Source organism: Ruegeria sp. CDSA021 (assembly GCF_059612325.1).
In genome coordinates, this window is sequence record NZ_JBXWQJ010000021.1 from 1 (window position 1) to 24343 (window position 24343).

The window sequence follows — 24343 nt, forward strand, 5'->3', positions numbered from 1 at the left end:
CACCCAGCAAAATCAACCAGCTTACCACCCAACTCAACATGCAACGAATGCAAAGGCGTGCGTTTAAGTGAAGTCATCTTTCTACCTTCCGATCAGCGGGATTGGTCACGAACGACAGTGACGGTACAATGCGCGTTGCGCACCACACGGGCCAGGTTCGGTCCGATCTCGTAATTCGGGAAGTCGCCTTTGGTCGAAGCCATGATGATCAGGTCGAAGCCGTCCTTGTAGGCGAGTTTCAGGATTTCGCGGTAAACGCTGCCTTCTTCGATGTGAACGTTCACGTCCGAGGCATTGCCATGATCCAGAATGGCCTGTACCGCATTGCGCACATGGTCCTTGGCACCAGCGCCATAGTTGGCGGGCAGGTTCGGCAGCTGGATGATCTCGGGGATGACAGCAACCACGTGCAGCTCGGCCCCGTAGAATTTCGCCTGTTCCAGCGCCAGCGGCAGGGCGTTTTTCCACGAGCGGTCGTCGGTATGATCAATCGGCAGCAGGATTTTCGTGGCCATCACGTCTCTCCTCGAGATATTGAATTCTGTTTCAAAGGCGGGGGGCCGGGATGGCCCCCCGTTTTAAGTCAGATCGAGCTTACTCGGCAGGTGTGGTGCCCGGCTCTTCGGACTTGCCGCCCGAGGCAAAGAACTCTTTCGTCAGTTTGAAGACGATCGGGCTCAGCAGGGCCAGGGCGATCAGGTTCGGGATAGCCATCATGGCGTTCAGCGTATCCGCCAGCAGCCAGATGAAGCCCAGATCTGCTGTTGCGCCGAAATAGATCATGACGATCCACAGGACGCGGTAGGGCAGCAGGGATTTGACGCCCAGCAGGAACTCGACACATTTCTCGCCGTAGAACGACCAGCCGAGGATGGTGGTGAAGGCAAAGATCGACAGAGCGATGGCGATCAGATACCCACCGAGACCCGGCAGCGACAGTTCGAACGCGTGACTTGTTAGGGCCGCGCCGGATTCACCCGATGTCCAGGCTCCCGACGAGATGATTGCCAGACCGGTGATCGAGCAGACGATGATTGTGTCGATGAAGGTACCCAGCATCGCAATCAGGCCCTGGTTGACCGGACCTTTGGTCTCGGCTGCTGCGTGTGCGATCGGAGCGGAACCCAGACCGGCCTCGTTCGAGAACACACCACGTGCCACACCGAAGCGGATCGCTGCCCAGACAGCTGCTCCGGCGAAACCACCTTCGGCGGCTGACGGGGTGAACGCGTAGGTGAAGACCAGCGACAGAGCATTGCCGATGTTGCCAATGTTAATCAGCAAGACCAGCAGACCAGCGATGATGTAGGCAATCGCCATGAACGGAACCAGTTTACCGGCGACCGCACCGATGCGGGTGATGCCACCCAGAATTACGGCGGCGGTCAGAACCATCAGAACAACGCCAGTGACCGAGGTGTTCAGACCAAAGTTCGCTTCCAGAACCTGTGCCACACCATTGGCCTGTACGCCGTTGCCGATGCCGAAAGCTGCAACCGCACCGAACAGGGCAAATGCAACGCCCAGCCAGGCCCATTTCGCCCCAAGGCCGTTTTTGATGTAGTACATCGGGCCGCCTACAAAATTGCCCAGCTCGTCTTTTTCGCGGTATTTCACGGCCAGAACGGCTTCGGCATATTTGGTGGCCATGCCCACCAGGGCGGTCATCCACATCCAGAACAAAGCGCCCGGACCGCCCAGGAAGACAGCAGTGGCCACACCGGCGATGTTACCTGTACCGATGGTCGCCGACAGCGAGGTCATCAGCGCATTGAACGGGCTGATTTGTCCGTCGCCCTGACCTTCACGGCCTGCAAACAACAGCTTGAAGCCGGTGCCAATGCGCAGGATCGGCATGAATTTCAGCCCCACCTGCAGGAAGAAGCCAACGCCGAGAATGAGGACCAGCATCAGCGGCCCCCACACGACGCCATTAATGGCCCCTACGATTGAATTTAACGCTTCCATGGTTTCCCTCCCATTTGCGTTTAGATTATGCCCCGTTGGCGATGGCCCGCTGGCGAGCCTGCTTGAGGGCGGTAAAGTCTTCGTCCGCGTGGAACGAGGAACGGGTCAACGGCGTAGCCGACACGTGCAGAAAGCCCTTGGAGCGCGCGATTTGCTCCAGCTGGGCGAATTCGTCCGGTGACCAGAAACGATCAATCGGGTGGTGTTTCGCGGTCGGTTGCAGGTACTGACCGACCGTCAGAAAATCGACTTGTGCGGCGCGTAGGTCATCCATCACCTGACGCACGTCGTTCAGGGTTTCTCCCAACCCAACCATCAGACCGGATTTGGTAAAGATTTCGGGATTGGCGCGCTTGGCGTCATCCAGCAAACGCAGCGAAGCATAATAGCGCGCGCCGGGGCGGACTGTCGGATAGAGGTGCGGGACGGTTTCCAGATTGTGGTTGAACACGTCCGGTGCGGCTTCGAACACGATGTCTGCCGCATCGCCTTTGCCCAGAAAATCGGGGGTCAGAACCTCGACCGTGGTGCCGGGGTTCTGATGGCGTACCGCACGGATAGTCTGAGCGATATGCTCGGCCCCGCCATCTGCCAGATCATCGCGGTCGACCGAGGTGATCACCACGTGGCGCAGGCCCAGCTTTTTCACCGCAACCGCCACGCGACCGGGTTCAAACGCGTCCAGTGCATCAGGACGGCCGGTGGCCACGTTGCAGAAGGAACAACCGCGGGTGCAGACTTCGCCCATGATCATCATGGTCGCGTGACGCTTGGACCAGCATTCGCCGATATTGGGGCAGGCGGCCTCTTCGCACACCGTCGTCAGATTGTGATCACGCATCAGGCGCCGGGTTTCATAATACGCGGCGCTGTCGCCCTTTTTCTTGCGAATCCACTTGGGTTTGCGCGGGATGACGCTGTCAGCCTTCTTGGCCTTTTCCGGGTGACGTGGTCGAAGCTGGATGGTCATCTGGCTGTCCCTCGTTATGCGTGGATCGCCCGGCCCATGGCATCGAGGCAAGCTTCTTTTACCGCCTCTCCCATTGCCGGATGAGCATGACAGGTCGCCGCGACCTCGGCAACAGTGGCCCCCTTGGTCATGGCCAGAACCAATTCGGCGATCAGATCACCGCCGTGGGCACCGCAGATATGCGCACCCAGGATTTTGCCGTCCGCGTCAGCCAGAACTTTGACCGCACCGTCGGTTTCACTCGTCGAACGGGCGCGCGAGTTGGCCATGAAGGCGAATTTTCCGACCGAATATTCGGTGCCGGACTCTTTTAGCGCTTCTTCGGTCAGCCCGACCGATGCGACTTCGGGGTCGGTGTAGACCACGCCAGGAACGGTGTTGTAATCCACATGGCCCGCTTGCCCTGCCAGAGCTTCCACGCAAGCAACGCCGTCTTCTTCGGCCTTGTGCGCCAGCATCGGGCCGGGCACACAGTCGCCTATGGCATAGATGCCGGGAACCGAAGTCTGGAAAGTACCGTCCACCTCGATAAATCCGCGTGGATTTATGGTAACGCCGAGGTCTTCCAGTCCGAGCCCCCGGGTGACAGGACGGCGGCCAACGGCGATCAGAACCTTATCGGCCTCGATCACTTCTTCTTTGTCCTTGCCGACGCGACCAACAGTCAGGGTCAGGCCCGCACCGGTCTTGTCGACCGATTTCAGCGCGCGGCCCAGCTGGAATTTCAACCCGCGCTTGGACAGGGCACGCTGCGCCAGCTTGGCGATCTCGCCATCAATACCGGGCAGAACGCGGTCCAGGTATTCGACCACAGTGACCTTGGCGCCCAGGCGTGCCCAGACCTGACCAAGCTCCAAACCGATCACACCTGCGCCGATCACCACCAGATGCTCGGGCACACTGTCCAGCTCAATCGCCCCGGTCGAGCTGAGGATTTCCTGTTCATCGATCTCGATCCCCGGCAGAGAGGTCGGTTCGGACCCGGTGGCGATCAGGATATTCTTGGTCTCATGGATGTTTTCACCCACTTTGACCTGCCCTGCAGCGGGAATGCTGGCCCAGCCTTCGATCAGATCGACACCGTTTTTCTTGAATAGGAACGCGATGCCCTTCGTCAGATCGCCAACAATCTTGTCCTTGCGCCCCATCATCGCACCAATGTCGATGCTGGCCCCCTCAACCGCAATACCGTGGGAGGAGAGATGTGCAAGTTCGGCATATTTGGCCGAAGAGGTCAGCAACGCTTTGGAGGGGATGCACCCTACGTTCAGACAGGTGCCGCCCAGTGCGCCGCGTCCTTCGACACAAGCCACTTTCAGGCCCAGCTGAGCCGCACGGATCGCAGCGACATAGCCGCCAGGTCCGCCCCCAATGACAATCAGATCGTAGGACATTTCGTTTTCTTTCAGTAAATCGGATGGCGGGCGCACAAAGCGAGGACATTCTCGCGCGTTTGTTTTTCGACGGCTTTGTCACCATCAGGTTTTTTGGCAAGCGCATCCAATACGTCGCCGATCATGTGGCCGATCTGCCTGAACTCGTCCGGCCCGAACCCACGGCTGCAACCTGCTGCCGTTCCCAATCGGATACCGCTGGTTATGGTGGGTTTCTCAGGATCGCCCGGCACACTGTTCTTGTTGCAGGTGAACCCGGCACGCTCCAACGTCGCTTCGGCGTCTTTCCCGGTTACACCCAGAGGGCGCAAATCTACCAGCATCAGGTGGTTTTCCGTGCCGCCTGAAACGATATCGCAGCCGCGCGCAATCATAACGTCCGCAAGGGCGGATGCACTGTCGACGACACGTTGCATATAGTCCTTGAATTCCGGCTTCAGGGCTTCGCCAAAGGCCACAGCCTTGCCTGCAATCACATGCATCAGTGGACCACCTTGCAGGCCGGGGAACACAGCCGAGTTGATCTTTTTCGCCAGCGCCTCGTCATTGGTCAGGATGATGCCACCGCGCGGTCCGCGCAGGGTCTTGTGCGTCGTCGACGTTACAACATGCGCATGGCCGACGGGTGAAGGATGCAAACCAGTTGCAACCAGCCCTGCAATATGGGCCATGTCGGCCAGCAGCCAAGCTCCTACCTCATCCGCGATTACACGGAACCGGGCGAAGTCGATCTTTTGCGAATAGGCCGAAGCGCCGGCGATAATCAGCTTGGGCTTTTCGGCTTTGGCCAGTGCTTCAACCTGATCGTAATCAATCAATCCCTCATCGGTCAGACCATACTGGATCGGGCGGAACCATTTGCCGGACTGGGCGGGTTTTGCCCCATGAGTCAGGTGCCCACCTGCATCCAGAGACATACCAAGGATCGTGTCACCCGGGCTGAGCAGCGCCAATTTGACCGCGCCATTGGCCTGTGCCCCCGAATGCGGCTGGACGTTGGCGAACTCACAGCCGAACAGCTGTTTCAGGCGGTCGATGGCCTCAGCCTCAACCTCGTCCACATACTCGCATCCACCGTAGTAACGGCGACCAGGATAGCCTTCGGCATACTTGTTCGTCAGCACCGACCCCTGCGCTTCGATAACAGCCTGCGAAACGATGTTCTCCGATGCGATCAATTCGATCTGCTCGGCCTGGCGTTTGCCTTCTTTTGCAATCGACGCGGCGATGACCGGATCAACCTCTTTGAGCGCGATTTTGAACATGATCCCCTCCCGGATGCAGAACCTCAGACGCGAAACTTTGTTTCCTATAGTGGAAAAAGTGCATTCAAGGCAACACTTCTCTCATAATTGTGAAGTTGTGCAGGCTGGGAAAAATAGGTAACTTACGGAAAATCGGGGGGATTTCTATGATTGATGACAGTCGCATCGACGGGGCCGGACAGGCAGAACCGGACGAAGGTGCCGCTTTGGGGCAATCAATTCGTGATGCTCGCCGGGCTAAAGGGTGGACTTTGGAAGAAGTTGGGCGGGCGGCGGGAATCGGTCGCTCGACCCTGTCCAAGATCGAAAACAATCAAACCCGACCCAGCTTCGATATCGTGCGGCGCCTGACGCAGGTCCTGGATATGAACACTCCGCAGCTGTTCCTGCAATCGGGTCAAACCAGCATTTCGGGTCGGCGCGATTTCACAGCCAATGGTCAGGGCGAAAAGCGTGACACCCCGACCTATCAGCATGAACTACTGTGTCCGGAATTGACTACAAAACGCATGTTACCCTACATCGCGACCATCAAAGCACGCGATGTGTCAGAGTTCGAGAACTGGATTCGACACAGTGGTGAGGAATTCATGTATGTGATCAGCGGCGAGCTGATCTTCGTTTCAGAACATTATCGACCTTTGACAATGAAAGCCGGTGACTCGCTATATTACGACAGCAGCATGGGGCATGGCTGTATTTCGACCAGCAAAGAAGATGCCCGGGTCTTATGGGTGTCGCTCGAGTGAGCTTGCAGCAACCAGCAGCAAGGCAGGTGGAAAATGCGAAGGTAGTGATGTTTAATCCCTGCCGGATACACCTGCGACCGTGCAGAAAGAGGGATCTTCAGATCAGTACCCTCTTTCCTCTGCCTTCTGAGATCGGTGCCTTGTTTTTGGGGCGCGCAAGTTGAAGGTTGCGATGTCCGTGCCTGAATCCGGCCGCCAAGTTCTGTATCGACCAGGGCAGGCGCGATGAAATTCGCGGAAAAGCCAGCGGTGCGATGCAGGGTGTCTGTGTATTGGAGGGCAGTACCGAAACCGATACATGGGACTATGGAAGGCAAAATATGGGCTCCAGCGATTGGATCAGCAATCCGGTCGCCTCGCATCGCACGATTGTCGATCGCTTGTCTTTGTTTTGCCAGAACGTGAGCCCGCCTTTGATCCTGAAAGATCAGTCCGCTTTTAGCCGTGGCTGAAGGTGCAAGTCGCGACATCGGCATGTCGCGGGATTGGTATACTCCTCGCCGCGTCCTCAATAGCCATAAGCCATGATACGTGCGTTGAATGAAAACTGGGCCCTGTTTTTGGGGATGCTCATGCTGATGGTTGCCAATGGTCTGTTGGCGACATTGCTGACAATTCGCGGGGCAAGCCTGGGCTTCAGCGACTTTACGATATCCGTCATGCAGGCCAGCTATCCGTTGGGTGCACTTGCAGGAACCGCCATGGCCCCGCGCTTGGTGGAAAATGTCGGGCATATCCGGGCTTTTTCCGCCCTTGCGTCACTTGTGTCCATTGCCGCAATCGTGCATCTGCTGACCAGCGATGCCATCAGTTGGAGTGTCATGCGCTTCCTGGGCGGTTTTTGTTACCCGGGTCTCTACGTCATTACCGAGAGCTGGCTAAACGCGAAATCCGATAACAGCACGCGCGCGCAGGTGTTGTCGCTCTATTTCGTCATTCAGCTTGCCGGACCTGCACTGGGTACAGCCCTTGTTGGCTTTCCCGATCCCACGGGCAACCTGTTGTTCGGCACCGTCTCGATCCTGATTTCACTGTCGATCGTGCCACTGCTTTTGTCCGGTAACAAAGCGCCGGATTACACCGTTCCCGAACGGATGCCCATTACCCGGTTGTACAAGGTGTCTCCGATCGCCGTCATCGGTATTGTGTTGGTCAGCATAGGTGTTTCCGCCCATTACATCACCTTGCCCTTGTATGCCTTGCAGCAGGGTTTCTCGGCCGCACAAGCATCCGGCGCCTTGGTTGCGGCCCTGATTGCTGGTGCTGCTGTGCAATACCCCGTTGGCTGGATCTCCGATCACACAGACAGGCGTTTTGTGGTTATCGGATTGGGCGTTATTACAGCTGTGGCAAGTCTCTGGATTGCCGTCGATACGTCCCCCACGCATCTCACCTTGGGCTTCATGCTCATCGCAATTGGCCTGTATCCTACCTATTCCATCCTGACGGCCCATGCGAATGATCAACTCCGGCTATCCCAGATCGTGCCTGCCAGTGGCACTATGGTTTTGCTGATGAATATTGGGCTGTTGGTCGGAACCATGTTGGGTCCGAACGCCATATCGCTGTTTGGAGGCCGAGGCCTACAAATACTCTTGGCTGGGATCGGCATCTCGGTTGCTCTGATCGCGTTAATCCGCCGATTCAAGGTCGCTGCCCCAGCCGAGACCGGAGAAGTTCAGGTTGTGGGCATCATCGGCGCAACGCAACCCGGCGTCTTACAAGCCGAAACCTGGGTGCAGGAAGAGGAAGAGGCAGAAAGGAAAGACCAGAACCGTTCGGTGGACGGTATCTAAAACGCAGGGAAAATAAGAGATCCTCCATAACCACATTGCCCGATTACAATTCAGGTGCGGATTTTGAGCCCGACCCAAGCATTGCCCAGTTGGACCAGAACGTCGTTATCATAAAGCTTCTGGAGGCGTTAAACGAAGGCCTGATACAAGGCCAGCCCAACGTCAGACGTCATCCCATTCATCCTGAACACAACTCGTGATGACCTGATTCAGCCGGTGGTGCAGACCGATATGGTCCGGGTCATCCAATCCATGAGCAGGTTATGTTCCGGGGCGTCTGTTTAGTTTCACTTCCAAGGAAGCCCCGGACGTCCCCAAAGCACCACCGTGTTTTGAACCTTGGGTCGCCCGAGTGGCACTTCCATAATTCTTACAAAATGGGAAAAGCTGAGCAACGTATCCTTCATTCCGCAGATTTGCCCCGCTGCTGCGCAACGGTGGTACGGATTTCGTCGACCAACACATCGATCAAACTTTTTCTCGGGCTGTCGACGCGTAATAGAACGCCCAGTGCACGGGATACGGGTTTGCCGCCCAGTGGGATTTTCCGCAACTGACTGAATTCCGGGTCGGGTACGCAAAGGTCTGGCACGATTGAGACACCCAGATTGTAGGCTACCATGCTGGTGAGGTCCTCCAGCGATTTCATCTCCATTGCGTAACTCACCCGGATTCCGTTCTGCGTCAGCCATGCATCGGCCAGAACGCCTACCATCCCGTCGCGGGCGTGGCGCACGAAAGGCTGGCTTGCAAGGATCTGCGCAGGATCGCCTTCGGTCACCTCAGGGGATGTCACCAGAACCAATTCCTCATCTGCAACAGGATGCCATTCCAGATCGGGCGTTAGCATATCCGGAGCGCTCAGAACCGCTGCATCGATCACACCGCGTTCAACCTGCGTCTGAAGATCGCCGGACAGGGCCGACGTAACATGGACGCGCAGTTCCGGGTAGGTTTCCAGCAAACGCCGAACAGTGATCGGGATCAGCCTGCGGACGGTCGATGACACCGCCCCCAGCTTGAACTCACCACCAAAGGCAGTGTCACCGGCCACACCTTCAAGAATGGTGTCGTAGGCCCGCACTAGATCCCTGGCCTTAGGCACCAGCGCCCAGCCAGTCTGATTGAGCTTGGGTGTACGACCGGTCCGATCGAATAAAACGATCTGCAATTGATCCTCGAGCCGTTTCATCTGCTGTCCGACCGCCGCCTGAGACACGTAAACCTTATCTGCGGCTGCAGCGAAACTACCGGTTTCGGCGATCGCGATCAGTGTTTTGTACAGCGTGATGCTCATGGGCCAAGTCTTTCGCAATTTTTAAACCATCTAAACCGCAACTTTATATCAGATAAAGTAGATTTAAATTGAGTAAAGCTGTGGTTTTGCGCGATATGGACGTCAGTGAACAGAGGAACCGACAATGTCCATCCACAGTAAAATCGTTGACGATCTGGTGGCCAATGACATCAGTTTCGTGACAACCGTGCCCTGTAAACAATTGGCCGGTGTCATCGACGAGGTCGAAGCGCGCCCAGAGATTTTTCACATCCCCTCAAACAAAGAAGACGAAGGCATGGGCCTGTGCGCCGGGGCCTGGATGGGGGGCAAACGACCCGTCATCATTATGCAGAACACCGCGATCGGCGTGACAATCAACACGTTGGCCACGTTGATCCAATATTACCGGATGCCGTTGCCGATGCTCATCTCGTATCGCGGTGAACTACGCGAGCCAGTCGCCTGTCAGGTTGAAATGGCAGTTCACACCAAAGCCCTACTGGCCCAACTCAACATCCCGACCTATCACTTCCACAAGGAAAGTGACGCGGACGAGTTGGATACAATCCTGAAATACACCTTCATGTGCAACAAGCCGGTCGCCATCCTGACCGACGCATCCTTCTGGGGAGGCTATGGAGACCAATGATCCGCTCTGAGATTCTGAAAAAAATCGCTCCTGTTATCCGCGACCAGTTGGTGGTCTGCAATATCGGTATCCCCAGCCAGGAACTGCATGCCATCGACGATCAGCCCACCAATTTCTACATGCTGGGCACTATGGGGCTCGCGTCCAGCATCGGGTTGGGTTTGGCCTTGGCTCAGGACAAAAAGGTGATTGCAATTGACGGTGACGGCTCGGTTCTGACCAATTTCGGCACCTTGCCGACGATCGCCAACAATGTGGCCGACAATTTCATTCTGCTGATCATCGACAACGGGTCATATGGCTCGACCGGTGATCAGCCGACCTATGCGGGTCAGAAAACCTCGTTGGCGGCTGTTGCCTCGGCCTGCGGTTGCGAAAACGTAGTCGAATGCCGGGCCGAGGATACAAAACAGGCGATCGAAGACGCCCTGGCCGGGAACGAGATGACCATAATCGTGGCCAAATGCGAAAGCGGCAATGCCAAGATACCCGTCATCACCATGGACCCGGTGGTGATCCGTGATCGCTTCATGAAAGCCGTTCAGGCCTGAGGCCCCGATCATGTTGCCGTCCGGCCAGATCCATTCCAGCGCGGATGCCCGGCGGATCGCCCGCAGGCGTCTGCCCTGGATGGTGTTCGATTACATGGATGGTAATGCGGGCGAAGAATATGGCGCAGCGCTGAACCGACGCGCCTTGCAGGACATCCGATTGCGCGCGCGGGTGCTGGTGGATGTTAGCCAGCGTAGCCTTGACTTGCCAGTCTTTGACCACGCTGCCAAACGACCTTTTGGTATCTCTCCGATGGGCATGTGCAATCTGGCTGCGCCCGGGGCGGACCTCATGCTGGCGCGCTTGGCCGCCGACTACAAAATCCCGCATGGGGTTTCGACCGTGGCCTCAACTCCGTTGGAAAAGATCATTGAAGTGGCTCAAGGACACGCCTGGTTCCAACTGTATTTCAGCGGCGATGGCGGCAGCGCAATGAACCTTGTGGAACGGGCCGAGGCCGCAGGCTATCGCACACTGGTTCTGACCCTGGACGTGCCAGAAGTTGGCCGCCGCCCGCGCGAACTGCGCCATGGCTTCAAGATGCCATTTCGGATCGGACCGCGGCAGTTTGTAGATTTCGCGCTACATCCTGGCTGGTCACTGAACACACTGTTCCGCGGCAAGCCAAGGATGGCAAATTTTCCAGATGGTACCTTTGACCGCACGGAATCCCGCGCGCGTGCTGATTGGGACTATCTCAATCGACTGCGCAACCGATGGACGGGAAAGCTGGTCGTCAAAGGTGTTCTGGATGCCGAAGATGCACTGCGGTTAAAACAGGCCGGTGTGGATGCCATACAGGTGTCCAGCCACGGCGGTCGACAGCTCGATTCAGCAATCCCCCCGATTCTGGCCCTGCCTGCCATCCGTAAGACCGTTGGCCCGGATTTCCCCCTGTTCTACGACAGCGGATTACGCAGCGGCGAAGACGTGGTGAAGGTGCTGGCGTCAGGGGCTGAATTCACCTTTCTGGGCCGTGTCTTGTTATACGCGATCGCCGCCGGAGGCGAGGCGGCGCTGCGAACCCTTTGGGATGTGCTATCTCAGGAAACCAGTCTGACTCTGGCTCAGATCGGGGCGACATCGCCCCAGGTTGAGCAGCTTGAACAAAGCCTCTGTACGTCGGCTTAGCCTAGGGCTTGGTTGCACGCGACACGTGCCTTGCCTTGCTCATTAAAGAATTACCCTCCAATCCACCTTTGCTGGCTTGGGTCGCTTTTTAGCTGTTCTCAGCCCTCCGTTTCCTAAATGTAACGGAGGACCAGATCTGTTGGTCAGGCTCACTAATAGGCAACCATTGTCAGCAACTCATATTCCGCGACTTGTTCATCATCCTGCTGCGTCATGGTGACATGCCAACGCACTTCTCCATATTCATCGTTGCGTTTGGTCTTTGCCTTAACCGTCAAGCGTACTTTGATGCTGTCACCGGCTTCAACCGGCTTCATAAAACGCAGCCCGTCCAGGCCGGTGTTGGCCAGCACCGGCCCTTCATTTGGTTCGACGAACAACCCGGCAGCAAAAGATAGCAGAAGATAGCCATGGGCCACCCGCCCCGGGAAGAACGGGTTCCGTTCCGCCGCTGCCTGGTCCAAGTGGGCGTAGAACGTATCGCCTGTGAAAGTGGCGAAGTGTTCGATGTCTTCCATAGTGATGGTACGCGATTCCGTGTGGATGGTCTCGCCAATGGCAAGGTCATGAAACCTGCGTGTGAACGGATGAGCGGGGCCCTTGACCTCGGTCGCGCCGGGCACCCATCTGTTTCCAATCGCGGTCAGCAGATCAGGCGAGCCCTGAATAGCGGTCCGTTGCATGTAGTGTTTTACACCACGCACGCCGCCCATCTCTTCGCCACCGCCAGCGCGCCCGGGGCCGCCATGCACCATGTGTGGCAAAGGTGAGCCGTGACCGGTGGACTCCTTCATCGAGTCGCGGTTGTTGAAGTACAAACGCCCATGATAGGCCCCTGCCCCAATGGCGACCTGACGCGCCGCGTCAGGGTCATGCGTAATGACCGATGCCACCAAAGATCCCTGTCCCCGGTTTGCCAGTTCAATTGCATGGTCGAGATCGCGATAACCCATGACCGTGCTGACCGGACCAAAGGCTTCGGTATCATGCACGCGCTGCGCGGCGTCCGGGTCAGCACAGTGGTAAAGCATGGGCGGCAAAAAGGCCCCTTTTTCAGGATCCGCGCCATCGACTGTAAAATCATCGGGGTTGCCAAAGACGCGCTCGGCCTCTTGGCCGATGATCGCGACCTTTTCCAGAACGTCGCGTTTCTGACCGTTCGAGACCAACGCGCCCATGCGCGTGGTTTCCAACCTTGGGTCGCCGATGACGGTTTTGGCCAGTCGCGCGGACAATGCCTCGATCACCGCCTGCACCTGTGCCTCAGGCGCGATGATCCGACGGATTGCTGTGCATTTTTGCCCTGCCTTTGTGGTCATCTCGCGCTGGACTTCCTTGACGAAGAGGTCAAACTCGGGCGTGCCCGGAACAGCGTCAGGGCCAAGGATCGAACAGTTCAGGCTGTCTTGTTCCGCGACGAACCGTACGGAGTTTTCCAGAATCACCGGGTTGGAGCGAAGTTTCAGCGCCGTATCCGCCGAGCCAGTAAAGCTGACCACGTCCTGCAAGGTCATACGGTCCAGCATGTCCCCCAAACCGCCCGAAACCAACTGAAGCGCACCGGCGGGCAAGATACCAGATTCCAGCATCAACCGCACACACAACTCGGTCACGTAGCAGGAGTTCGTCGCCGGTTTGACGATGGCCGGAACACCAGCCAACAGGGTTGGCGCCAGTTTCTCCAACATTCCCCAGACCGGAAAGTTGAACGCGTTGATGTGAACCGCCACGCCGCGCAGCGGTGTACAAATGTGTTGACCCAGAAACGTACCATTGCGCGACAGTTGCTCAACATCACCATCCAGATAGACATGCCCGTCCGGCATTTCCCGGCGACCTTTCGAGGCAAAGACAAACATCGTGCTGATGCCGCCGTCGATGTCGATCATATGGTCCGACTGCGTTGCGCCTGTGTTGAAAGACAGGTCATAAAGCGCCTGCTTGTTCTGGCCCAGATGCAGCGAAAGTGCTTTGAGCATCTTGGCTCGCTCGTGAAAGGTCATCTTGCGCAGGGCCGGCCCGCCGACGTTGCGCGCATAGTCCAGCGTCCCCTGCACGTCCAGGTCCGCGTTTCCTGCTGTCGCAATCACCTCGCCCGTTACTGCGCTGGCAATATTGCGCGCCCCGGCACCAGGCGGCACCCACGCACCGACGGCAAAGCTGGATATCTGTTGGATGGTCATGAGCGTCTCCTCATCAGTGTCTGGATCCTCGCCTCGCTCTTAGGAGCGGGTGAGATCATATCTTTAACCGTACGGTCGGTCGTTATTATTGGCAAAAAACACCTCAAGCCGTACATTTCAAACCTGCGCGGGCAGTCGCGCGAAACCCCGGAACCGGATGCGGCCACCACGTTCAGCACCTTCGGTGATGCAATAATCTGGGAAGCGGGTCAGAAACCGACCGACCGCCACGCGGCCCTCCATGCGGGCCAGAGTCAGGCCAACGCAGGTATGAGGCCCGCCTGCAAACGCGTGGTGTCTATTGGGGCGGCGTTCCAGGATCACATCGTCAGGCTCGGCAAACTGCCGCGGATCACGGTTAGCGGCACCGATGCAAAGATGGATGTCCGTCCCGGTGGGAATGGTGTGACCATGAAACGCGACATCCTCGGTGGTCAGTCGATTGCCGAATTGGTTCGGGCTTTCCAGTCGCAGGAACTCGTCCACGGCGGTGTTGATAAGCTCCGGGTAAGCCAGCAGTTCAGCCCGCTTGTCCCGATGCCGGTCCAGCAGCTCTAGCGCGTTGCCGATCAGGTTGGTCGTTGTTTCGTGCCCAGCATTCAGGATGAAAATACAGTTCTGATACAGCTCAATTTCTGTCAGGCCACCATCGGTGTCGTCCTGCATCAGTCGGGTCAGCACGTCCGTTGACGGGTCACCCGGATTGGCGCGACGATCATCTATGATGTGGCGCAAGAACTCTTTGAAGTCCGACACCGCGCGGTTGCCCCAGTCTTCCTGTTCCGGAGTCAGCTGCGGCTCCAACGCGCCCAAAATGGCCAGAGACCAATCTCGCAGAGGTCCGCGCTCGGATCGGGGTATACCCAATAAGTTGCCGATGATCTCGATCGGGATAGCCCCGGCAAAATCCTCGATCAACTCAACAGTGCCCTTGGCCTGCATCTGATCCAGCAAGCCATCAACCAGCTGTATCAGGCCCGGCTCCATCTGCGACAGCGCACGCGGGTTCATCGCACCAACCATCACCTTACGGACACGGGTGTGCAGCGGTGGGTCATTGAACACCAGACTGGTCGTATGGTGTTCGTATAACGGGCTGTCTACCCCGTATTTCGGCCCGAAAACCGCCTTCTTGTCCGAGATGAACCGCACCGTATCCCGGTACACCACATCCAGATCTTCATAGCGCGACAGGATGACCGAACCATCCGCTTGCTGGCAGACAGGAGTTTCCTCGCGCAGCGCAGCATAAGCTGGATAAGGGTCTTCGTGAAAACCGATGGGAAGTGCGGTCAGCGAGAACATCAGTGACCCATCGCCCCCATCTGCTCCGGCAGAACCAGCACCAGCCACGGCACCAGAACGATCAGCGCCAGACGGAAGATGTCCGCGACCCAAAACGGTGTGACACCTTTGAAGATGGTCCCGGTTGAGACATCCCCAACCACACCTTTCAGAATGAACACGTTCAAACCGACCGGGGGAGTGATCAGGCTGATCTCGGTCACGACGACGACAACGATGCCGAACCAGATCGGATCATAACCCAGCGACGTGACCAACGGGAAAAAGATCGGCACCGTCAGCAACAGCATCGACAGCGATTCAAAGACACAGCCCAGTATGATGTAGATCCCGAGGATCATCAGGATCACCACAAACGGCTCAACCTCATAGGCCGTCACCAGAGTGATCAGCGCTTCAGGAAGACCGGCCAGGTTGATGAAATTCGAAAAGATCTGCGCCCCGATCAGAACCGAGAACAGCGCCGCCGCGGTGAAACTGGTCTCCTTCAGCACTTCAAAGGTCGAACCAAGGGTCAGCCCGCCCCGTGACAGGGCAATCAGGAACGCACCCATCGCGCCCATTCCAGCAGCCTCTGTCGGGCTGAAGGTGAGGTTCAGAGGGTGGAAGTCAAACACACCGTACAACCCGCCAATCACAAGAAAGAACAGCAGCAACACGGCCCAGACCGAGCGCAGGGCCAAGAGACGTTCGCCCCAGCCGCACCTCTCCCCTGCCGGTCCGGCGTCGGGTCTGCGCCAAACGGTCCAACGCACCGCCAGCAGATAGAACAGGATGCCCAGCACGCCAGGGATGATACCCGCAACGAAAAGCTTGCCAATCGAAGTTTCGGTCAAAAGGCCATAGATCACCAGAATGACCGATGGAGGGATAAGGATCCCCAACGTACCGCCGGCAGCAATCGACGCCGTAGACAGCTCATCCGAATAACCGTAGCGGCGCATTTCCGGCATCGCGACTTTGGACATGGTTGCCGCCGTTGCCAGAGACGAGCCGCAAATGGCGGAAAACCCTCCACACGCAGCAACCGTGGCCATTGCAATGCCGCCGCGGAAATGGCCAAGGAAGGCGTTTGACACCGCATAAAGCTCGCGCGCAAGGCCACCTTTGTTTACGAACAGCCCCATCAGGATGAACAGCGGCACAACCGACAGCCCATAATCCTGCGCCGTGTCGGTAATCTGGCGGCCCACCATGGACATCGCAGCCTTCAACCCACGTTCGGACAGGATGCTGCCACCGCGTTCATATGCAAAGCCAAGCGTCCCAACGAGCCCCATCGCAAACACAATAGGCAGGCGCAGCAGCACCAGAACAAGGACAAGGGCGAAACCGATCAAAGCGGCAGTCATTAGGAGTGCTCCGACAAGGCTTGGGGGGCAATAATGTGCAAAATCCCGGTGATGATCATCGCAACAGCAGTGATCGCAGTGAAAGCGGCGATGAACCAACCCAGATAGAAGACCGGGATAGACAAGTATTCGGTGACATCGCCGTAATCCCGCGCCCGTTCCGCCAGCACCCAGACGCGCTGGATCGGCCAGATCAGCATGATGCCGGACACCAGATACACAATCGCATCACGCACCCGGCTTAGCCGTAAACGTGCGAAAATCCCATCTGTCAGGTCCACAGCGATCTGTCCGCGCCCAGCCGAGATTATGGGCAGGACCGAGAAGACAAGGATCGCCATCAGAATCCGGGTCAACTCGGTTGCCGCCTCAATAGGGGCGTTGAAGACGGAACGAAGGATAACGTCGAAAAAGGTCATCACCATCAGGATGAACAGCGCCACACAGGCCAGCAGCGTCGGAACGACACTGATGCGTCGCGCAAAGGTCACGAGTGAGTGCATGATTGGTCCCCGGCGGGTGAAAAGGGCTGGCGGTTTAAGCCCGCCAGCCCGGCTGCGTTACTGGGCAGCCATTTCATTTACGATCATGTCGTAGGCGGCCTGAGCGTCGACGCCCGCGCCGTTAACTTCGTCAATGACCTTGGCGCGTACATCCACGGCAATCGTGTTGAATTGCTCCAGATCTTCAGCAGATGCCGCGTTGATCGCGTTGCCTTCGGTGGCTTCGGTTGCTTCACGACCGATGGCGTCGATCTCGTCCCAGATCTTACCGATCTCGCGGCTCAGTGGTTCGCCAAAGACATTCTCTTCCAGTGCGGCCTGCAGGTCTTCGGGCAGATCGGCAAAGGTGTCTTCATTCATGATGAAAGCAAACGATCCGCGATAAAGGCCGCCCGGAACTTCGTAGACGTTCTGCGCCACTTCGGTCAGTTTGAAACCCTTGCGGGATTCAAAGGGCATCACAACCCCATCCGCAGCTTTCGAAGCCAGGGTTTCGTATACTTTCGGCGCAGGCACCTGAATGCCGGTCGCGCCCAGCGCCGTGCCGACATCCCCGCCAACGCCACCTGGGATACGCACCTTGAGACCCGACACCTCTTCCAGCGTGGTCACCGGGCTGCTGGAATGCAACTGGGCAGGACCATGCGTGTGCAGGGCGATCACCTTCACGCCGCGATGCTCATCCGCCGCCTTGAGGTGCTTGTCATATGTGCGCCAATAAGCGACCGAGGCGTCCTCGGCCGAACCCTCATACCCGGGCAGTTCGATCATCTTGGTGGTGACAAAGCGACCCGGCTGGTAGCCGTGGAAGATGATCGAAGCATCAGCCGCACCATCCATGATCAGGTCCATCTGCGCCGGTGGCGGTGCAATACCCAGCTTGAGTTCAGCCGTGACCTGACCGTCTGTTGCCTCTTCAACCATTTCGACGAATTTCGGCCACATCTTGGCGTTGATGCCATGAGTCGGCGGTGCCCAGCTTGAGATGGTCAGCGTATAGTCTGCCGCCATCGCCACTGTGCCAGAAACGGCCAGCGCGGCCGACGCCAATAAAGTGCTTAGCTTGGTGAATTTCATGGTCTGTCTCCTCCCAGTGAAACATAAGTCAAGAATGCGTTAATGGTCACTTTTGTAACCATCAACATGTTAAAGACCCCCCGGATGGTTCGCGATGCGCCACGAACCGGGGTTTTCGTCTGCAACGGTCAGCATCGTTGCGTGGGACACGTCGATACCGATCTCCTTGCTGTAGTTCATTGGCCCTCCACGCCAACGTGGAAAACCGTACCCATGGATTTGTACCATATCGACAGCCTCCGTGTTTTCTGCGATTCCGTCCTGGATGATCAAAGCACCCTCATTGGCCAGAACCGCCAGAATACGCGAGGAAATGTCCTGCTGTGAAAAGCGCTGGCGGGTGATTCCCTGTTCGGCCGAGTAGGTTTCAATCAACGCCTCAACCTCAGGGTCCCGGACCGGGGTACGGTCGCCATCTGAGTAACGATACCAACCCTTGCCCGCTCGCTGACCAAAACGCTCCATCTCGCACAACTGATCGGCGATGCGCACGTAGCGTTCGTTTGGGTCGCGAGTTGCGGCATTGCGCTGTCGGTTGGCCCAGGCGATTTGAAGACCAGTCAGATCCTGCAACTCATAAGGCCCCATGGGCATCCCAAACGCCCGCATCGCTGCGTCCACCTGATAGGGCAGCGCCCCATCCGCCAGCAAATAGTCGGCCTCGCGCCGATAGGCGGCCAACATGCGATTGCCGATAAAGCCGTCGCATATGCCGGACAGAACCGAAACCTTTCGCAGCTTTTTGCCCAGCGCGAAGCCAGTGGCAACGGTATCCGGAGATGTCTGCGGCATATGTACTATTTCCAGCAGCTTCATCACATGGGCTGGGCTGAAGAAATGCAGACCAATGCAGCGGGCCTGGTTTTCAACACACGCAAAGATGTCCACCGGGTTCAGGTAGGATGTATTCGTGGCCAGGATCGCATCGTGGTTCATGTACCTGGCCAATTCCGCAAACACCGCCTGCTTGACAGACAGGTCTTCGAACACTGCCTCGATAGCCAACTCTGCATCCGCAGCAGCGGCATAGCCGTCGACAGCCTTAAATTTGAACAGGTAATCCCGCAGCTGTGCCTCGGACATCCTGCCCCGTTTAACGGCACCCCGAAGCAGAGATTCAACCCGCCCTTGCGCCGCCGATGCAGCCTCGGCGTTCTGCTCGATCAGAGTGACCGACAATCCACCATTCAGCGCGGCCGTGGCAATACCTGCACCCATCAACCCGCCGCCCACAACGGCAATCCGGGTAATGTCGCGCGCAGTGGCGCCCTTTATCAAAGCGGGCTTGGACACCACGCGCTCGGCAAAGAAAGCATGGCGCAGCGCCCGGCTTTCAGCGCTTTGGCGCAGAGCCAGGTGGCGGGCGCGTTCTTTCGGCTGACCCTCAGCGAACGGTTCGGACACCCAACTCAGCGCGGTCAGGTTTTCCAGTGGTGATTGCTGCCCTTTGGCGCGCTTCTGCAACGCCTGACGGCTTGTTTCCAACAGATCAGACGCGAACTCCGGCACGGAACGCTGGCTGACAGGTATCGGACGTTCGGGCAGCGTGGCAACAAAACTCAGCACTGCAACCTTCGGGTCTTCGGCGACCAGATCAATGCCCCCGAGTTCGGCCAGCGCTTCGGCTTTCAGAGTTTTACCAAAACACGCCATGTCGATTGCAGCCTGCATTCCCACGAGACGCGGCAAACGTTGGGTGCCCCCCGCCCCGGGGATCAGCCCCACATTGACCTCGGGTAGACCAAAACCCGTACCGGGCGCGGCGATCCGCCAGGCACAGGCCATGGCGATCTCGAACCCGCCGCCCAGCGCATTACCATGAATGCAGGCGACAAACGGCACTTTGCTATCTTCGACCTTCTGAACGACGTCCGGCAAATGTGGCTCAACCGGCGCCGCATCAAACTCGGCCATATCACCGCCTGCGATAAAGGTTCTGCCCGCGCAGCACAGCACCGCCACACGCGCGCCTTGAACCGCATCAACCGCATCGGACAGCCCCTGCCGAACCGCAGTAGAGGTTGCGTTCACTGGCGGGTTGTTGACCGTGACCCAAGCCACGTCACCCTTAAATTCAACGCTCACCAGCGACGACTGCAACATCGGCAACCCTTTTGATCGGTCCAGATTCGGTACAGGTTTATATATTGACCAACCGTTCGGTTAATGCAATGATTAAGTTGAAACGAGACCAGAAGAGACAGCCATGAGCGATACGATACTTGTACAAGACCACGGGAACTGGGTCGAAATCACCCTGAACCGCCCCGACAAGTTGAACGCGTTCAATGAGGACATGCACGTTGCCCTTCAGGACGCGTTAAAAACCGCACGCGAAAACGGAGCCCGCGCGATATTGCTGACCGGAGCGGGGCGCGGGTTCTGCGCAGGTCAAGATCTTGGTGACCGCGACCCATCCAAAATGGATGGCCCTCCGGACCTGAGCAAAACGGTGCGAACGTTTTATGCTCCTCTGGTCCGCTTGATCCGATCCTTGGAGTTCCCTGTCATATGCGCCGTAAACGGGGTTGCCGCAGGCGCAGGGGCAAATCTGGCATTGGCCTGTGACATGGTTCTGGCCGGGGAAAGCGCTAAGTTCATCCAGAGCTTTTCCAAAGTCGGACTGATTCCCGACACCGGTGGCAGCTGGCACTTGCCGCGCCTGTTGGGTGAGGCACGCGCCAAGGGGTTGGCCATGACCGCTCAACCTCTTTCAGCCAAACAGGCAGAAAATTGGGGGTTGATCTGGAAGGCGCTGCCCGACGATCAACTGATGCTTGAGGCTCGCGCGCTTGCCGCGCAATTGGCCAACGGCCCCACACTCGGGCTGGGCCTGACAAAACAGTGCATTCAAACGGCGGCCACCACATCACTGTCCGATCAGCTTGAGATTGAAGCGAACGCAATGAAAACTTGCGGGGAAAGCCCGGACTACGCCGAAGGCGTATCCAGTTTCCTTGAAAAACGCGCACCGAATTTTCAGGGACGTTGAGGATGACCCCAAAAGAACGCGCCGAAAAATCTGCCGCTGCAATGTGGGCAAATGACGAGGCAAGCAAATGGTTCGGCATGGAGCTTGCCGAAGTTGACGAAGGTCGCGCCGTTCTGACCCTGACCGTCGCGTCCCATCATTGTAACGGGTTCGGTATGTGCCATGGGGGCGTTACTCATGCCTTGGCCGACAGCGCTTTTGCCTTTGCCTGTAACAGCCGCAACGTTTCCACTGTCGGGCAGCACACGATGATGAGCTATCTCGCGCCGGGAAAAAAGGGGGACCGTCTGACCGCCACCGCGACAGAGGTCACTGTATCCGGTCGAAGCGGCATCTATGACGTTCGCGTCATCAACCAAGACAACACTCTGATCGCTGAGTTTCGCGGCATGTCCCGCGCAGTTGGCGGTCAGAATTTTCAAGAATAGCTTCACGACTGGAGGAGTGACGCGATGAAAGACCTTTCCCCAAACAAAGCGGACCTGGATCCGATCGAGATCGCCTCGATCGACGAAATCCGCGCCACGCAGCTTGAACGCCTGAAATGGTCCGTACGCCACGCCTATGACAACGTTCTGATGTATAAGCAGCGGTTTGACGAGGCCGGCGTGCATCCTGACGATCTACAGCAGCTGTCCGATCTGGCAAAATTTCCGTTCACACACAAAAACGATCTGCGTGACAACTATCCCTTCGGTCTGTTCGCAGTTCCGCGCAGCGAGATCATTCGCCTGCACGCTTCATCTGGCACGACGGGCAAACCGACGGTTGTGGGTTACACCAAGAATGACATCGACAATTGGGCGGACTTGGGCGCGCGTTCCCTGCGCGCGTCGGGGTTGCGCAAGGGTGACATGGTACACAACGCCTATGGTTATGGCTTGTTCACCGGTGGGTTGGGCGCCCATTACGGAATCGAACGGCTTGGCGCGACCGTCGTCCCCATGTCCGGCGGGCAAACCGAAAAGCAGGTCAACCTGATCAACGACTTCCGGCCCGACGGGATTATGGTGACGCCGTCCTATATGCTCAATATCCTTGAGCAGTTCCACAAAGCTGGTCTCGACCCCCGTGAAAGCTCATTGAAAGTTGGTGTTTTCGGCGCTGAACCCTGGACTGACGCCATGCGCGCCGAGGTCGAGGCCGCCTTTGATATGCATGCGGTCGATATCTATGGCCTGTCCGAAATCATGGGTCCTGGGGTGGCCAATGAATGCGTTGAAACCAAGGACGGTCCGGTGATCTGGGAAGATCATTTCCTTCCTGAAATCATTGACCCCGTAACCGGTGAGGTCCTACCCGATGGCGAAATCGGCGAGTTGGTGTTCACAACCCTGACCAAGGAAGGGCTGCCGATGATCCGCTATCGCACGCGCGACTTGACCTGCCTTCTGCCGGGAACAGCACGGTCCATGCGCCGGATGGCAAAGATCACAGGCCGAAGTGACGACATGATGATCCTGCGTGGCGTCAATGTCTTCCCTAGCCAGATTGAAGAACAGGTCATGGCGACAGGCGGTCTTGCCCCCTATTATCAGATCGAACTTTATAAGTCGGGCCGCATGGATGCGATGCGGGTCTTTGTTGAATCCTCACCGGATTCCACCGACGAGCTCTCCAAAACCGCGGCGGCCCGAATGCTGACCAAGCGGATCAAGGACGTCGTTGGTGTTTCAACTGAAATTGTTGTAGGTGACCCCGGCGACGTCGAACGCTCTCAGGGCAAGGCGAAGCGTGTCGTCGACAATCGCGATAAGGAATAAACCGTGGCCCGAACAATCGCCAAAGACCACGACAAAAAGCGGGAACAGATCCTGAAGATGGCGGCCAAAGTGTTTGCCGATCAGGGGTTTGATCGTGCGTCGATGACTCTGCTGGCCAAAGAGTGCGGGATCTCGAAGGCCAACATCTACCATTACTACGACAGCAAGGATGCCATCCTATATGACATCCTTGAAACCTATCTGCGCGAGCTAAGGGATCGGATCTGCAACGTGGATCTGAGCGGTTTGAACCCCGAGCAGAAGCTGCGCAAGGCGGTTCGCGAAATCCTGTTCGCCTATCAAGGCGCGGATGACGAGCATCGCGTACAAATCAGCGGCATAAGCGCACTGACAGACGAGCAGCAGAAACTGCTACGAGGCTATCAGCTTGATTTGGTAAATTTTGTGCGCGACATCCTTAAGGAGTTGTCTCCCGAAACTTTCGATGATGCCAAAGACAAGTTGCGCGGTGCCACAATGTCAGTCTTTGGGATGCTGAACTGGTATTACATGTGGAACACCGGCGCGGGCCCCAAAGCCCGCGAAAACTACGCCGATCTGGTCAGCACGCTGACGGTTCAAGGCGTACCAAAGCTGTAGGCACGCAGCGGTGCGCACAAGGCGCTATGTCACAGCTTTGAACCTGTCCAGGTAGGCTTGCTTTGCGGCCATGACATCCTCGTCCGTCATGTTTGATCGGTTCAGTTCAAGGAAATGTTCCGCGGCCCCAACCGGCTGAACATTCAGGTTACTGACGGGTGTCAGATCGTCCGACCGTACATTCAAAATCGAAAGCACCTTGGTGACGGGAAACAGACGATCGCTCAGACCCGAGATGTTCAGAGAGATGACTTCGGCTCGTGAAGACATCTGTGCCGCGACCCGGCCCACAACACTCTCGAGGTCAGCGCCCGGGTTCAGCAGTTCCGCATATTCGGAAAGGTCTTCTTGTATTCTGTTTCCGCGAATGTTCTGCCAATACGCGCTCTTGATCCAATCGGGGGCATCTCTGGTCGTGTAAAAGAATGTGATCCGTGCCTTGTTGTCAGCGAACCTGTTGATTTCATCCAAGATGACTTCAGCAAGGACATGCGTTTGGTGGTAGGACCACACATCTTTACGTCCCGGGATCATACCAGCAAACTCTTCGCTGCTGATCAACAACGGCGCGTCAGTCTGGCCCTCGAATGGCAGCAGAGCTTGCCGGAACATCTGGCGAAATTTCTGAAGCGTTCTTTCGTTTGGTGCGACAGAATAACGGCGTGCGGCAAAACCAGCTTCTTTCAAATCCCGCGGCACCAGAACATTCACACGGTCCTTTAGCTGGAAACGGTTCCTGTACAGCATCGTTTGCAGGGTTCTGGTTCCGGTTTTGTGAAACCCTTGATGTACAACAACCTTCAGCATCGACCCTT

General features: G+C 57.3%; 23 protein-coding genes. 10 read left to right on the forward strand and 13 right to left on the reverse strand.

The window, feature by feature from the left end:
* Positions 1-92: 92 nt before the first annotated feature.
* The 5 genes from AC2FLD_RS20100 to glyA form a co-directional block, all read right to left on the reverse strand.
* A complete protein-coding gene (locus tag AC2FLD_RS20100; RefSeq protein WP_496673279.1) occupies positions 93-515 on the reverse strand; it encodes a universal stress protein in 423 nt (140 codons plus the stop codon).
* Between the two features lie 79 nt (positions 516-594).
* Positions 595-1968 (reverse strand): alanine/glycine:cation symporter family protein, encoded by a 1374-nt coding sequence (locus tag AC2FLD_RS20105; RefSeq protein WP_496673282.1) that lies wholly within the window; start codon positions 1966-1968, stop codon positions 595-597.
* A gap of 25 nt (positions 1969-1993) precedes the next feature.
* Positions 1994-2938: a lipoyl synthase gene (lipA, locus tag AC2FLD_RS20110; RefSeq protein ID WP_496673285.1), complete on the reverse strand. Its 945-nt coding sequence runs from the start codon at positions 2936-2938 to the stop codon at positions 1994-1996.
* Positions 2939-2952: 14 nt separating this feature from the next.
* Positions 2953-4332, reverse strand: coding sequence for a dihydrolipoyl dehydrogenase (gene lpdA / locus AC2FLD_RS20115; RefSeq protein WP_496673286.1), 1380 nt, complete (start codon positions 4330-4332; stop codon positions 2953-2955).
* 11 nt (positions 4333-4343) lie between these two features.
* Entirely contained in the window at positions 4344-5597 is a 1254-nt protein-coding gene (glyA, locus tag AC2FLD_RS20120) for a serine hydroxymethyltransferase (protein WP_496673289.1), read from the reverse strand.
* A gap of 146 nt (positions 5598-5743) precedes the next feature.
* On the opposite strand from glyA, the gene AC2FLD_RS20125 reads away from it, so the two are divergent.
* The 3 genes from AC2FLD_RS20125 to AC2FLD_RS20135 all read left to right on the forward strand — a co-directional run bounded on the left by AC2FLD_RS20125 (position 5744) and on the right by AC2FLD_RS20135 (position 8142).
* Positions 5744-6346 carry a helix-turn-helix domain-containing protein gene (locus AC2FLD_RS20125; protein ID WP_050604481.1) on the forward strand — a complete coding sequence of 201 codons (603 nt, stop codon included), beginning with the start codon at positions 5744-5746 and terminating at the stop codon, positions 6344-6346.
* A 167-nt stretch (positions 6347-6513) separates the two neighbouring features.
* Positions 6514-6798, forward strand: a complete 285-nt coding sequence (locus tag AC2FLD_RS20130; protein ID WP_496673292.1) for a DUF333 domain-containing protein — start codon at positions 6514-6516, stop codon at positions 6796-6798.
* A 72-nt stretch (positions 6799-6870) separates the two neighbouring features.
* Positions 6871-8142 (forward strand): MFS transporter, encoded by a 1272-nt coding sequence (locus tag AC2FLD_RS20135; protein ID WP_496673295.1) that lies wholly within the window; start codon positions 6871-6873, stop codon positions 8140-8142.
* 403 nt (positions 8143-8545) lie between these two features.
* Here AC2FLD_RS20135 and AC2FLD_RS20140 read toward each other — a convergent pair whose 3' ends face one another.
* Positions 8546-9439, reverse strand: a complete 894-nt coding sequence (locus tag AC2FLD_RS20140; RefSeq protein ID WP_496673298.1) for a LysR family transcriptional regulator — start codon at positions 9437-9439, stop codon at positions 8546-8548.
* 124 nt (positions 9440-9563) lie between these two features.
* Between AC2FLD_RS20140 and comD the strand changes: the two genes are divergently transcribed.
* Genes comD through AC2FLD_RS20155 form a run of 3 tightly spaced genes read left to right on the forward strand, consistent with a single transcriptional unit; the run spans position 9564 to position 11753 of the window.
* On the forward strand, positions 9564-10070 hold the full coding sequence (gene comD, locus AC2FLD_RS20145) for a sulfopyruvate decarboxylase subunit alpha (protein WP_496673300.1): 507 nt from the start codon (positions 9564-9566) through the stop codon (positions 10068-10070).
* On the forward strand, positions 10067-10621 hold the full coding sequence (gene comE, locus AC2FLD_RS20150) for a sulfopyruvate decarboxylase subunit beta (protein WP_496673303.1): 555 nt from the start codon (positions 10067-10069) through the stop codon (positions 10619-10621). The genes comD and comE overlap by 4 nt, the downstream gene beginning before the upstream one ends.
* Before the next feature lie 10 nt (positions 10622-10631).
* Positions 10632-11753 (forward strand): alpha-hydroxy acid oxidase, encoded by a 1122-nt coding sequence (locus AC2FLD_RS20155; protein ID WP_496673306.1) that lies wholly within the window; start codon positions 10632-10634, stop codon positions 11751-11753.
* 152 nt (positions 11754-11905) lie between these two features.
* Here the strand turns inward: AC2FLD_RS20155 and paaZ are convergent, their stop codons facing one another.
* From paaZ to AC2FLD_RS20185, 6 genes are all read right to left on the reverse strand, one after another.
* On the reverse strand, positions 11906-13936 hold the full coding sequence (gene paaZ / locus AC2FLD_RS20160; protein WP_496673308.1) for a phenylacetic acid degradation bifunctional protein PaaZ: 2031 nt from the start codon (positions 13934-13936) through the stop codon (positions 11906-11908).
* Between the two features lie 117 nt (positions 13937-14053).
* Positions 14054-15241 carry a cytochrome P450 gene (locus AC2FLD_RS20165; protein ID WP_496673311.1) on the reverse strand — a complete coding sequence of 396 codons (1188 nt, stop codon included), beginning with the start codon at positions 15239-15241 and terminating at the stop codon, positions 14054-14056.
* Positions 15241-16593, reverse strand: coding sequence for a TRAP transporter large permease (locus AC2FLD_RS20170; protein WP_496673314.1), 1353 nt, complete (start codon positions 16591-16593; stop codon positions 15241-15243). Before AC2FLD_RS20170 ends, AC2FLD_RS20165 begins: the two co-directional genes overlap by 1 nt.
* Entirely contained in the window at positions 16593-17096 is a 504-nt protein-coding gene (locus AC2FLD_RS20175; RefSeq protein WP_050604472.1) for a TRAP transporter small permease, read from the reverse strand. The genes AC2FLD_RS20170 and AC2FLD_RS20175 overlap by 1 nt, the downstream gene beginning before the upstream one ends.
* 57 nt (positions 17097-17153) lie before the next feature.
* The gene (locus tag AC2FLD_RS20180; RefSeq protein WP_496673317.1) at positions 17154-18173 is read right to left on the reverse strand and encodes a TRAP transporter substrate-binding protein; all 1020 of its coding nucleotides are present in this window, start codon (positions 18171-18173) and stop codon (positions 17154-17156) included.
* A gap of 69 nt (positions 18174-18242) precedes the next feature.
* On the reverse strand, positions 18243-20258 hold the full coding sequence (locus AC2FLD_RS20185) for an FAD-dependent oxidoreductase (protein ID WP_496673319.1): 2016 nt from the start codon (positions 20256-20258) through the stop codon (positions 18243-18245).
* Between the two features lie 121 nt (positions 20259-20379).
* Here AC2FLD_RS20185 and paaG point away from each other — a divergent pair, with 121 nt between their 5' ends.
* From paaG to AC2FLD_RS20205, 4 genes are read left to right on the forward strand one after another with little or no spacing between them, the layout of a single operon-like run.
* Positions 20380-21165, forward strand: a complete 786-nt coding sequence (gene paaG, locus AC2FLD_RS20190; protein ID WP_496673321.1) for a 2-(1,2-epoxy-1,2-dihydrophenyl)acetyl-CoA isomerase PaaG — start codon at positions 20380-20382, stop codon at positions 21163-21165.
* Between the two features lie 2 nt (positions 21166-21167).
* Complete coding sequence (gene paaI, locus AC2FLD_RS20195; RefSeq protein WP_496673323.1) at positions 21168-21593, forward strand: hydroxyphenylacetyl-CoA thioesterase PaaI; 426 nt, start codon at positions 21168-21170, stop codon at positions 21591-21593.
* A 24-nt stretch (positions 21594-21617) separates the two neighbouring features.
* Positions 21618-22928, forward strand: coding sequence for a phenylacetate--CoA ligase PaaK (paaK, locus tag AC2FLD_RS20200; protein ID WP_496673326.1), 1311 nt, complete (start codon positions 21618-21620; stop codon positions 22926-22928).
* A 3-nt stretch (positions 22929-22931) separates the two neighbouring features.
* Positions 22932-23528 (forward strand): TetR/AcrR family transcriptional regulator, encoded by a 597-nt coding sequence (locus AC2FLD_RS20205; RefSeq protein ID WP_496673328.1) that lies wholly within the window; start codon positions 22932-22934, stop codon positions 23526-23528.
* A 24-nt stretch (positions 23529-23552) separates the two neighbouring features.
* Here the strand turns inward: AC2FLD_RS20205 and AC2FLD_RS20210 are convergent, their stop codons facing one another.
* Complete coding sequence (locus AC2FLD_RS20210) at positions 23553-24335, reverse strand: hypothetical protein (RefSeq protein WP_496673330.1); 783 nt, start codon at positions 24333-24335, stop codon at positions 23553-23555.
* Between the last annotated feature and the right edge of the window lie 8 nt (positions 24336-24343).